We start from the raw sequence: 13,046 nt of genomic DNA on the forward strand, positions 1-13,046 counted from the left end.
TGCTTAAACGTTCACTTAGCCTAATGAGCTTAGCGGCCATTCTATCTTGTTCTCAAGTGATTGCTGCACCTATATTAATCCTAGGTGATAGCCTAAGTGCAAGTTATGGAGTCGATGAAGATCAAGGTTGGGTTAACTTAATGCGCAAGAAGATGCCACAACATGAGATAGTCAACGGCTCTGTCAGTGGTGAAACAACTGCGGGAGGATTGCGTAGACTCCCCGCCCTGCTTGACTCCGTAAAGCCTGAGCTGGTTCTGGTTGAACTCGGTGGTAACGATGGACTAAGAGGATTTACCCCACAACAACTGAAAGAAAATCTTACAAAAATAATTACCTTAACCAAGGCTCAAGGGAGTCAACTACTCCTTTCAGAGATAATGGTTCCGCCAAATTACGGTCCACGATATGCCAAGATGTTCAATCAGGTCTATGCAGACTTAGCCGCAGAGCACCAAATAACCCTAATGCCATTTTTTATGACAAAAATAGCCATCAATCCAGACTTTATGCAAAGAGACGGTATTCACCCCAATGCATCGGCGCAAAATGATATCGCCGAGTTTGTCGTACCTTGGATTGAAAAAGCATTATAGATCCCATTATGACTTAAAACTTTGACTCAGCGTTTGTTTGAAAGGCGGATCTTCTGTAAAATTTTCGCCCTTTCAAATATCAGTCATTAGGGGAAGGCTTTTGAAAAGTCGTTTCAACAACATCACTATCGTTTCCAGTATATTAGCGATATGCTCACCTTTAGTTTTTGCACCTGTTGCATCCGCAACTTCACCAATGAAACCTGCGGATCAGCAGATGGTTCCAGCACAACTTTATCCACCAGCAGATAGTGCATTTGATTGGGTTCAGTTGACCTCATTTGAACTCTTAAAAGGGGAAATAAAGACCCTTTATGATGACAAGCTTGAGTTTGAAAGTGATGAACTTGATACCCTGTATATCGACTGGGAAGATATCAAGGTTTTACAAAGTAATGGCCTAGTCAGCGTCGGCTTTACCGATCTCAGCACCAAGACCGGAAAGTTACTGGTTAAAGATGGCAAAACCTATATTGGCGGCGAAGAGTTTGACCGCACTAAGATAATGACTATCATTGCTGGCGAGCAGACAGAAGCAAACTACTGGTCTAGCAAGATATCGCTAGGTGCTAACCTACGCTCAGGTAATACCAAACAGCTTGATTACAGCGCAATTGCCAATACTCAGCGCCGCACTACCGAATCTAGATATAATCTTGATTACTTAGGAAACTACTCTAAGACTGAGGGTGAGAACAATATCAATAATCATCGTATCAATACTTACTTTGATTGGTATTTGTCTAAACAGTTTTACTTAAGACCTGTGTTTGCCGAAGTTTACATGGATCCAATTAAGAACATCCAATACAAAACAACACTCGGCTTTGGTGTGGGTTACGACATCATTGACAGCTCGAAAACAGAGTGGAGTATCAGTGGCGGTCCAGCTTACAACTACACCAAGTTTGATAATGTTGCACCAGGCGAGAAAGAGGATGAGGGCAGCGCCGCACTTGTGGTCGAGACTTACTTTGATACAGAGATTACCAGTGATATCGACTTCAACACTCTGTATCGACTCCAATATGGCAGTGAAACATCTGGTGGCTACACACACCATGCGGTAGCAGGTTTCTCCATTGAGTTAACCGACATGTTTGATCTTGATCTCTCTTTTGTTTGGGATCATACCAATAAACCACAACCAGACTCAGATAACACCATACCTAAGCAAAATGATTACCAATTTATCATCGGCTTCGGTATCGATATCTAATACGTTTTAGCTAGTTTTATAAGGCCGCAATGCGGCCTTTCATATCATTTATCATCCTCACTCCACGTCTACTCATTATTGCTTTTTCTGCGAAATATTTTCTATCAGCTCACCTTAATCCAACTCCGTTTACTTCCATGTCTTTCATATTGTTTTTAAAAGAAAAATCAAACCAAGTTCGTTTAATTTTTTAAAAACACAATTTGATACAGGCTTGTTAATCAGTTGTTGGCCAGATTTCACATTGCATATATGGTACGTCAGTGCAATCTAGGAAAGGAATAATAAAAATAAGCTGGAGACGCTATGTTTAACAAGAAACCATCATGGTTACTGCCCTCTCTTGTGGCCAGTGCCGTCGCGCTAAGTCTAAGTGGATGTTCATCGGATGATGATGACCCAGTTGTAGAGGATAAGCCTGCGGTATTACCTATCCCCGACCCCACACCTAGCTTCCCCGAGGGAGCTATCATGATTGAAGATGGGGAAAACCTGACTATCCGAATTCAGGAAGCCTTGATTAACGCCCAGAGCAATGACGTTATCGTGCTGCCTAAGGGTAATTTCAAGATAGCCTCGACCTTACTGTTTGATGGTGATGTCGACGGTGATGGCTCAATGGCAAAAAATATCACCATTATGGGATATGGCATGGAGGAGACAGTTTTAGACTTCTCTGAATCCCTAACCGGTGATGGTATCTTCGTACAAAATGCAGTGAACGTTATCATTCAAGATCTCTCTGTGAATGAAGCTAAAAATAACGGTATTAAACTTAAGAACACAAACGGGATTATCCTAAGACGTCTGGCGACAGTTTGGGAAGGTGAGCTCGATGAAAACAATGGCGCCTACGGCCTCTACCCTGTTGAATGTGAAAATATCCTGATTGAAGACACCTATGTTCGAGGCAGCGCCGATGCGGGTATTTACGTCGGCCAGTCTGAGTATATTGTGGTTCGCCGCAATATCGCCAAAGAGAACGTGGCAGGTATTGAGATTGAAAACTCAAAATATGCTGATGTTTATGATAACGAAGCCGTAGGAAATACTGGTGGTATCTTAGTTTTTGATCTGCCGATTAATAACCACAGGTATGGCTCAAGCGTACGTATTTTCAATAATAAGGTATACGACAATAACACCAAGAACTTCGCCAATGCCTCTGCCAATCCAGCAGGTGTCCATATCGTTCCACCAGGAACGGGCATGATCATCCTCTCTACCGATGATGTAGAGATCTTTAATAACGAAATTACCAACCACGACACCATGGGCGTTGCGATCACTAGCTTCTTTATCGCAGAACCTGATATGAATGCATTTGTTGCTAACTATGGACAAGCCGATCAACCCATAGAAGATGGCTGGAGACCAACACCACGCAATATCTATCTCCATGACAATGTGATCACCGGCTTTGGTAAAAAACCCAATGGTTATCTTATTGACGATATTATCAAAGCCTATGTACTTACCCATGGTCAGTTCCCTGGCGTTCTGTATGACGGTTTAGGGGAGATGTTGTCCAATAACGGCACTGCAGCGTATCTGGGCCTACAGGAGCAGCCCTTTGCCGAAGATGGCAGTGACAATATCTGTGCGACTAATAATGGCGATGTTTCATTTGGTCGACTCTACGCCAACGATAATACCGATCTTAGTATCCCCGATGTTCTATTTGAGCCGACACAAGAAGAAATTATGAAATGTGCTCAGCTCAGTTTACCCGTCCACACTGTCACCTTTGGTGATGAGATTTTCGGTTGTGGCGTCGATGACGATGTAGCGGGTTGTGATGGCGGTAACTTAGTCGGTGGCGGTGGCACCATAGGTGAAGGAGAAGGCGGACTGGTAGGAGATGGAGATCTGGCCCTGTGTGAAACAACAGGCGATCAGGTCAATTGGGATGCGCTTTTAGGAGCTAACTGCCCAAACTTGTCAGATTATAATCTCTTTGCCGATAATTCAGACCCATCAACTGGCGCCAACTCTGGTGGCTTACCCTATGACATGAATACTCAACTGTTCACTGATTATGCAAGTAAATACCGTTTTGTATTTGTACCAGAAGGAAAAGTGGCAAGTTACTCAGCCCAAGAAAGCATGGATTTCCCAGTTGGTACAGTGATAAGCAAAGCCTTCGCTCTGCCTGCTAATACTAATGAACGCGGTCTAGACAAAGAAGATCTGGTTGAAACTCGCTTATTGATCCGTCGTGAAACCGGTTGGTCAGCTCTACCCTATATCTACAATGCAGAGAAAAGTGACGCCGTGTTAGCAAAAGCGGGGGCGATTCAAGGTAAGCAGGTGGTCCATAATGGGGAAACGCTCGATTTTGATTATGTCGTACCGAGTATGAATCAATGTAAGCAGTGTCACCAGTTCAAGGCAGCGCCTGATAGCCCAGCGATTTTTGTTCCTATAGGGCCTAAAGCACGTTACCTAAACAAAGACTATGCCTATGCTGACGGCACCATGAATCAGCTCATGAAGTGGCAAGCTGCAGGTATATTAGAGGGGGTACCCGATGTGACAAGCATTGATACCGTTCCTACATTTGCTGACGGTGACGAAGCGGATTTAACCTCGCTCTCAGACCAGCTGCTAATGGAAACCGCTAAAGGTTACTTAGATATTAACTGCGCACATTGCCATCGTCCTGAAGGTAACGCTTCAAACACTGGGCTTACACTGGAGTACTGGAGACCCTATGCTGATGGGTTTGCACACGGAACCTGTAAATCGCCAGTGGCCTACGGTGGTGGAGAGCTTAGTTATGATGTAGTGCCCTCAGCTCCTGAGCGCTCTATCCTTCACTTCAGAATGGATACTAATGAACCAGGCGATCGCATGCCTGAGATTGGGCGTAGCTTAACCCATGGTGAGGGTGTTGAGCTTATCCATGAGTGGATAAGACGTCTACCTTTAGCCAGCTGTTCACAGTAATAGCTCGTAGATAGAAAAAGATAAGGCCGGTTCATTCCGGCCTTTTTTCTCTTACCTGAGCCACAATATAGGTGAAGTATGCGCTTATTAGCCCAATTAATATTTCTGCTCCTTTTTACCTCGGCATGCGGGGGTGGCGATGGCGACAGCCAAGTCGCAGAAACCCCCACCTCCCCCAGTACAGAAACACCTGAGGTAACCCCAGCTCCCAGCTCATTGTGTGAACAAACCACCACCTCAGTTAACTGGGAAGCGTTGATGAGTGAGGATTGCGACACTCTTTCTCAATATGGATTGTTTATCGATCCTATCAGCCCAACATCGGAGCCAGTCTCTCCCGGTCTTGCCTATGAGCTCTCCACTCAACTTTTTACAAACTACGCCAACAAACACAGGTTTATATTTATACCTGAAGGGAAAAAAGCAAACTATCACCCAACCGATGCTTTTCAATTCCCAGTGGGCACCGTGCTAACTAAAACCTTCTCCATGCCCTATGACACCCAAGTCAAAGGGGCTGAAAATGAGATAAAGATAGAAACACGACTGCTGATCCACAGAGAGAGTGGCTGGACGACTCTCCCCTACCTTTGGCAAGAAGGCAAGGCAAAACTCACCCTTGGCGGTGCGGATATTCCTCATACATTAAACCATCAAGGAGAGGTCGCTCAGTTCGACTATCACGTCCCTAGCCGTGCAGAATGTAAACTTTGTCACCAGATAAACCGTGATGGCGAGAGTAAAATCGCACCTATTGGACTAAAAGCACACCTATTAAACACAGAGATTAACTACCAAGGTCAAACCGTCAACCAACTCCAGCTTTGGGCAGATAGGGAGCTACTCGAATCCCTACCCAACAGCACTGAAATCGCCTCAGCACCATCACTGTTTGACAAAAATGCCGACTTGACCCAAAGAGTGAAAGGATATCTCGATATCAACTGTGCTCATTGTCATAGAGCGGAAGGGTTTGCGAGCATTTCAGGCCTTAGACTTGGCTTTCATATCGATCACACCAGCTACCAATATGGCGTATGTAAACAATCTCCTGGCTGGGACGGGGGAGCTAAAGGCCTCTCTTTTGACTTGATCCCAGGGGATGGTGAACACTCGATTTTACTCTACAGACAAGAGCTGAATAACCCGAAAGACAGAATGCCTCCCATTGGCAGGAGCTTAGTGCATCAAGAAGCTGTCATACTGATTAAACAGTGGATTGACTCCCTTCCCCCAAGTTTAGGTAACTGCCAAAGTTAGTCTGTCCAAGTGGCTGAAAAGCCACTTCTCACACGGTCGCTACTTGTTCTCATTTAGCCTTCTCGTTAAGCCTCAAGAAATGACCAGGTGGATGACCTAGCCAATGTTTAAAACTTTGCCGAAAATGACTGACATCGCCAAATCCCATCACCTCGGCAATGTCCTCAACCTTATGCTCTTCTGACAAGATAAGACCGATGGCGGCTTGAGATCGAACCTGATCGACCAACTTCTGATAACTACTACCCGCCAGAGATATCTTACGCCTCAAGGTTCTTGAACTGATATTTTGTATTTCGGCCATCTGCTCCATATTGGGGCAATCAGGAAAAGAGCTCCTTAGTTGATCTAACAGGTGTTCAATATAGGAAGGTTGCTGATTTGAAACCGTATTAATCAGGTTTTTGTCAAAATCATAGGTCACAGGTAGCGAAAGATATTTATGCTCTATCGACCACTCATTAAACTCTGAAGCAAACTGCACATCAGCGCCGGTCACTGAAGCTAAAAAACTCGCATCGCGCTCCTCTTCAGCTAATGATATTCGCCCAAAGCGGATAGTTTGACCGGCTAACCCACAACCTATTTTGACTAAACCACACACACTATGTTGAAACTGACAGGAGTAACGCTCTCTATTAATTCTTCCGGTATTAAGCCAACGTATACGAAGCTCGCCATCTTCATTAGTCACTAAAGTATCGGTAAAGCTTCCTACCCGCTCGGGATGAGAGAGCACGAACTGCAGACATTCGCCTATGGTTTTGCATTGATTGAAAAAAGTCAGTAGAAAATCCAGATCTTTCACCAGATACTGACTGCCCACTTTGGCACCTATCTCAGGGTCTTGGGTATATTGCTGTAGAAACTCCATCGCAAAGTCGGCCTGCCAAACATAGATGAGTTGTAGGTGCTCTAATTCAGAGATTCCAAGCCCTATCTGCGAGCATAATTTATCAACGACCTCATCACCATAATGTACCTTAAGGTAGTTAAGCAGGTTTCGTAGTTGATAAGCAGGATATGATTGATCACCAACCAACATATTCCTCTTGTAACTTTGGACGTACTTCATCTGGAGTCTCTTTTTTATTCTTACCTATTTTGTATATTATTCAGCAAAGATTTAACAGTACTTTCTGACAAACTCAGCAATGAGTCAAAAAAAAGCCTGCAAAATGCAGGCTTTATATCAATCGGTATCAAGATGTGGCATCTAGGTCAGTGGCTGGTTTTTCTCAGCCATTTTATTAAAGACTGAGCTCACAGACAAAGAAGCCGCATGAGCAAGCTTATCGGCAAACTTCTTCTTAAGCTGATACTTGACTCTTATCACTGTTCGCTCTTTGGCTAAGTTCATCACCACATCATCACTGGTAGCGATGGCATCAATTAAGCCAAGCTCAATCGCTTGCTGCCCATACCAATGCTCACCGGTGGCGACTTTCGCAAGCTCAAGCTCAGGACGGTATTGAGAGATAAAGCCTTTAAATAACTCATGGGTCTCCTCAAGCTCCTGCTGGAACTTCTCACGCCCTTCATCTGTGTTCTCACCAAATACGGTCAAGGTGCGCTTAAAATCACCTGCCGTGTGTTGCTCATAATCAATATCATGTTTTTTCAGCAGTTTATTGAAGTTTGGTACTTGTGCTACCACCCCAATAGAGCCAACAATAGCAAAGGGAGCCGCATACACTTTATTAGCAACACAGGCCATCATGTAACCGCCACTGGCTGCTACTTTATCCACACAGATTGTAAGATGAATATTAGCCTGACGAAGACGGTCTAGTTGACTCGAGGCTAAGCCATAACCATGAACCATACCGCCGCCACTCTCTACATTCACAATGGCTTCATCACCAGGTTCTGCAATTGCGATAATGGCACTGATCTCTTCACGCAGCGATGAAACCTCATTGGCGTCTATGCTACCTTTAAAATCAACCACAAAGACTCTTGGCTCAGAGACAGGTTCTTTCTGCTCTTTAAGCGCCTTCTCTTTGGCCTTCTCATCGGCTTTAAGCTGCTTCTCGTAAGCTTTAAACTGCTGTTTAGTGTACAGCTCCTCTTTAAGATCGTGTTGCAACTCCTTCAACTCTTCAGAGATATTGGTCAGCCTTAGCTCACCTTTACCGCCTTTTTGCTTAACAGCAGACGCTAAAATAACAATCACAACCGCAATAATCGATAACACGACCGTGATCGCTTTAGCAAAAAACATCCCATACTCGTACAAAAATTCCAAAATATGCTCCTGCAAATCGATCTGATACCCATAGGTATAAATTCAATCTAAAAATTGAGGCTTATTCTAACAGCCAAGAGGCTAATAACAAAAGTAACAATAGATGAGTTAACCATAAAAAAACCCAGCATTTGCTGGGTTTTTAAACAAGTTTACAGTTCACTCAGATCTAAATTTATAACTCAAAGCAAACATATCTTCGGGAGTTAAGGACACTCTTGAAGAACCTCGTCATCAGAAACAATAATACTCGCACTTCCTTTACTTGCGGTAAGGGCATAGCTAGCAACTTGTGTCTGCATCTCAGTTGTTGCATCTGCAGAGCCTTCAACACCATCAGGGCTCACAATTGAGCTGTGGTGACCTTTAGAGAATCGAACAGCTCCTGAAGCACCCGTTGTTGTCGTGTCTACACAGGCCAAGCCTAAATTAGCGATTAACGGCTCAGTACCAGAGACTGGGAAGTTCTCAACTCTATTAGGCAACACCTGATCTGGTAGATGCATGTCACCGTCTCCAACCACTTCAATCAAGTGTATCGGAAGCTCAGTCGCTTTAAGTGCAGCGGCATGGTTAATCGGATCGGCACTATCCACAGCAGTTTGTACAGCAAAAGCAAAGCTAGGCAAGAAGTTAGCATAAACAGTTTGTACCAGAGCCGCATACTCAGTAGAGCCTGGCTCATAACCCGCAGTATTCGCTTCATCGACTAATGCTTGGAAAGTATCGCTCGCCGTCACATTGGCAAATAGTAATGGACCGAATGTCGCAGAGCCGATAAAGGTCCCAGCAAATCCACCGCTTGGGGCAACTAGTGATGCCGCATTCAGTTTATAAACATAACTTAAATCAAGTCCCGACTCTGGGTGAGTCACACCAGTACTCGCGTAAGTGGAGAAGTTAGTCCCTACAATGGCCCCTAAACTTAGCCCTTGTGCGCTGATACTATTAATATCAAACATCTGTGGATACTGAGCTTGTGCAAGTGCCCCAGCAAGACCAGTTAATGACGCGCGTAGTGCTAAATGATCGTTAGTCGCCTGACGGAAATTATCACGGACACTCAGTGTGCTTTCAATGTTAATAAATACTAAAGGATTACCATTTGCAAACGCATCAGGAGTCCCCACAACACTACCAAAACTTGGATCAGTTGCAGATACTTCATACACGCCATCACTGTTAGCATCGTAAGAGCGAGAACCATGCAATGGCATATCAATGGCGATAGTTGCCACTCCTAATGCAGCATAAGAGCCAGCATAAGCAAGAGACATCTCTTTACCGCCACCTAATCCATGCATAGCAATGGTGGTTGGCCAACCTGCAGTAGGTGGTGTGAAATCCAGCCCCTGACTAGCACTAAACTGTGCAACTCGCTCAGCATCAGGCATAGAGATGAGAACAGGAACAACCTCTTGCCCTGTAGGTTGTGGAATAGGGTTAAATTTGGTCAAGTGCTTTGCTTTATCAGCAGCAGTTCCATCATCCAGTAACCAAGTTTTCCCCGCTAATAATGCAGGATTAGCTAATGCAGCTGCAGGGTCAATATTGTAAGCCGCAGCTTGCATTCCAAAGTTTGTTTGGCTTAACGTCCCCGCCTGAAGTGCAAGCAGTACAGATACCGGGCTATCGCCCAATGCTTTCCATGAGCCACTAATACCTGAACACTTTGTCGAATCACAAGCACCAAAGGTGGGGATAGTCAGCTCAGCAGTATAAACATCCGCTAAACTCGACACCGCATATGCAACGCCATCAGCAGGAGTCAAACCTGCCGCTTGCGCAACCGTGATCCCTAGAGGGTGAGGCTGCGGAAGGGAGATTGAAGGTGCAAACGGGTTACCTGGAGTTGGATCTAACATCAGTAGCTTAGTCGTCTCATAGACATCGGCAACCGATTGAGTAGTAAACAGTCCTGAATAGGTGATCGACTCAGCATCGACGCCGTGAGCTGCAGCCATGCCTTTCTCATAACTGTTAACTATCTCTTGCAACAGCTTCTGATCGTCAGTTTCCAAAGTCTCAGTTTCAAAATCAAGCTTTAGCAGACCATAGCTTGTCGATGGCGCTATGCTGCGTTTTTCTGAGTCCATAATAAGGTTAGTGGTCGCGTAGATGTAAGATTGATTTGGCTTAAGTGGTTTAAGCGGAATAATAGCAATCGTATTACCTGAACCTGTTGATATAAAGTCAACGCCATACTGAAGTTCTTCACCGACTTTACACGCTGTTACTGAAGTTGCAGCCTGACACTCAGGGTCGCTTGAAAGTGCACCACCCACGGTTGCTTCAAACATTCTCACCGCGCCGGGTTGTGACACAGAGGTAACATCTAATGACAACACAGAACCATCATGATCACTTGCAGGCTCTACTGTAATTGAGATTGGGGATGTTGTAGACCAACCATCTAACGCACCTAGTGCCATTGTAGGATCGGTATAATCACTGCTTCCGTCAGCTGCCTCACCTGGCAGATTAAGTGTACCGTCACTGGTACCACTAAAAAGAAGATCATTTGGCAGAGGTACCACGCCATTTGCAGGATCAAAAGCCAAATGTGACACAGGGATTAGAGGCTCTACCTTATCTTTAATTTCTTCAACACTATCCTCACTACATCCCGTCAGCCCAAGCGCAGATGCAATTGCAACACCCAAAAAGAGTCTTTTCATCTTTCTTCCCCAAATCTTGTTGTAATAATTTTTGTTTTCCCCAAAAAATTTGGTCACAATAGGCAATCATATGTGGCCAAATAGGACTTTTATAGGTCCCTACCTTAGTTCAAGTTAACGCAAATATATTGACTTAGCTACAATTTTGTCACAAAAACTCATGAATATGCGAACAATAATTAATCATTTGTTTTAAACACACGTTCATCACATCAGTGACTCTAGAGGTGGCGGGCTTTTCCGCCGATAGGAAATATTGACCCATGTTGGAATATCAAGCAGCAAAAGATCTACTTATTAACAAAACAATCCTAGTCACAGGCGCTGGGGACGGCATTGGCCGTGCAGCTGCCATCAGTTTTGCCAAACACGGTGCAACCGTTATCTTACTGGGAAAGACAGTAAAGAAATTGGAAGCTGTCTATGATGTTATTGAACAAGCTGGTTACCCAAAACCTGCCATCGTACCGCTGGATCTTAAGGGAGCAACAGAGCAGAATTATATCGATATGGCTGAAACCATAGAGCAGCAGTTTGGTCACTTAGATGGACTGCTACACAATGCGAGCATGTTGGGTGTACTAGGCCCGTTTGAACATATCTCTATGGATTCGGTAAAAGAGGTTATGCAGGTAAACGTGATTGCAGAAGTGATGATGACAAAAGCCCTACTTCCTGTGATGAAGAAAGCGCCGCAAGCTTCATTGGTGTTCACCTCTAGCAGCGTTGGTCGTCAAGGCAAAGCATTCTGGGGAGAGTATGCAATCTCTAAATTTGCCACCGAAGGCATGATGCAGGCTATCGCCCATGAATATGACGGTTCAAATGTACGTGCAAATAGTATTAATCCAGGCGCTACCCGTACGGGTATGCGTGCTAATGCCTACCCTGCAGAAAACCCACAATCTATCAAGGCTCCAGAGGAGATAATGGCAACTTATCTCTACCTAATGGGCAATGACTCTCTCGAGGTTAATGGCCAGCAGCTTAACGCTCAATAATCCAAAATAGACAAGATGCAAAAAGGGACCTGAGGTCCCTTTTCTATTCATCACTTTATGTATTAAATATCTACCTCTGCGAAGTAGATGGCTGTTTTCCCTTCATGTGATGAGTAGTAACTAACCTTTAAACTTCCCCTATCGAGTACCACGCCAGCATAACTGTTGTCACCGCCAGAAGGTAAACTAAGTAATTCATTCACCTCCCCTGTCACGCTGTTTATCTCGGCAATACTGGTGCGGATCTTATTATCATAGAGGCGCACAACGCCGTAATGATGTCCTTGATAATAAAAGCTAACTGGCCCACCGATCCGCTTATCCAGCTCTTTCCATCTCCAGTACTGATAGGGAGGTTTAGAAAATCCTAAAAGCGCCGTCTCCTCAGGCCCCCAAACAGGATCTCGTCTCAATAAGCAGTGAGCGCAGTTATTCTCATCAAAAAATAGACCTGACTCATTCACATACCCTTGCTTATTAAACTTTTTAAATACGCGGGTAAAACTGTGACCGTCTGGGCTTCTGTATAAACTTGCGTATCCCTTAGGTTTGGGGAAATAGGAGATCCCCCACAGTACGCCTTTATGCTCCACAAGTCGCCAAAGCCAGTCATTCGGTTTTGCGACTTCAATGGGATCTGACCAAGTGAGACCCTCTTGACTTCGCCAAAGATAGGACTGCCTCTCCTGCTTAACCCTTGAGATAAAACTGCCTAAACCAAGCAGTAAAAGCTCACCTTTGTATGAGATTAATTTACCGTCGCGAAGATCTGCATGACTCATCTGCATTAAAACGACAGACTCCCAGCTTTTCCCCTCATCGGCAGAACGAATTACCCTCAGTGCGCCATCATCAGAAACATGGGCAGTCGCTTCACGAAAAACGCAGTAAAGGTGATCACCAAAGCGCACCATATCGGTAAAGGCATTATGATCTGCCCTGTCCCATATCTTATCAACTGAGATTAATTTCATCAAAAAGCCTGCTCCATAGTATTAATCTATTTATAGCACGCTATCGAGTGAATGTTATCTCCACTAAACTCTAGGTACAAAAAAGGCCGCTAATGCGGCCTTTTACTCTGACTGATATCAG

The 13,046-nt window shown here is 44.6% G+C and carries 9 protein-coding genes; 5 read left to right on the forward strand and 4 right to left on the reverse strand.

Features of this window, described 5'->3' with window-relative positions; all coding sequences use genetic code 11:
* Nucleotides 1–23: 23 nt before the first annotated feature.
* From SWOO_RS14975 to SWOO_RS14990, 4 genes are all read left to right on the forward strand, one after another.
* Complete coding sequence (locus SWOO_RS14975; RefSeq protein ID WP_012325507.1) at nucleotides 24–596, forward strand: arylesterase; 573 nt, start codon at nucleotides 24–26, stop codon at nucleotides 594–596.
* A 100-nt stretch (nucleotides 597–696) separates the two neighbouring features.
* Nucleotides 697–1,815, forward strand: coding sequence for a DUF481 domain-containing protein (locus SWOO_RS14980; protein ID WP_041417687.1), 1,119 nt, complete (start codon nucleotides 697–699; stop codon nucleotides 1,813–1,815).
* Nucleotides 1,816–2,121: 306 nt separating this feature from the next.
* Entirely contained in the window at nucleotides 2,122–4,764 is a 2,643-nt protein-coding gene (locus SWOO_RS14985; RefSeq protein WP_012325509.1) for a parallel beta-helix domain-containing protein, read from the forward strand.
* 78 nt (nucleotides 4,765–4,842) lie between these two features.
* A complete protein-coding gene (locus SWOO_RS14990; protein WP_012325510.1) occupies nucleotides 4,843–6,024 on the forward strand; it encodes an SO2930 family diheme c-type cytochrome in 1,182 nt (393 codons plus the stop codon).
* Between the two features lie 49 nt (nucleotides 6,025–6,073).
* On the opposite strand, the gene SWOO_RS14995 is transcribed toward SWOO_RS14990, so the two are convergent.
* From SWOO_RS14995 to SWOO_RS15005, 3 genes are all read right to left on the reverse strand, one after another.
* Nucleotides 6,074–7,099: an AraC family transcriptional regulator gene (locus tag SWOO_RS14995; protein ID WP_012325511.1), complete on the reverse strand. Its 1,026-nt coding sequence runs from the start codon at nucleotides 7,097–7,099 to the stop codon at nucleotides 6,074–6,076.
* Between the two features lie 141 nt (nucleotides 7,100–7,240).
* On the reverse strand, nucleotides 7,241–8,272 hold the full coding sequence (gene sohB / locus SWOO_RS15000) for a protease SohB (RefSeq protein WP_012325512.1): 1,032 nt from the start codon (nucleotides 8,270–8,272) through the stop codon (nucleotides 7,241–7,243).
* Between the two features lie 206 nt (nucleotides 8,273–8,478).
* Nucleotides 8,479–10,950, reverse strand: a complete 2,472-nt coding sequence (locus SWOO_RS15005; protein WP_012325513.1) for a VolA/Pla-1 family phospholipase — start codon at nucleotides 10,948–10,950, stop codon at nucleotides 8,479–8,481.
* A gap of 263 nt (nucleotides 10,951–11,213) precedes the next feature.
* Between SWOO_RS15005 and SWOO_RS15010 the strand changes: the two genes are divergently transcribed.
* On the forward strand, nucleotides 11,214–11,951 hold the full coding sequence (locus SWOO_RS15010) for a YciK family oxidoreductase (protein WP_012325514.1): 738 nt from the start codon (nucleotides 11,214–11,216) through the stop codon (nucleotides 11,949–11,951).
* A gap of 62 nt (nucleotides 11,952–12,013) precedes the next feature.
* Here the strand turns inward: SWOO_RS15010 and SWOO_RS15015 are convergent, their stop codons facing one another.
* Nucleotides 12,014–12,925, reverse strand: coding sequence for a hypothetical protein (locus tag SWOO_RS15015; RefSeq protein ID WP_012325515.1), 912 nt, complete (start codon nucleotides 12,923–12,925; stop codon nucleotides 12,014–12,016).
* Nucleotides 12,926–13,046 lie beyond the last annotated feature (121 nt).

It is taken from the genome of Shewanella woodyi ATCC 51908, assembly GCF_000019525.1.
Lineage (GTDB): Bacteria > Pseudomonadota > Gammaproteobacteria > Enterobacterales > Shewanellaceae > Shewanella > Shewanella woodyi.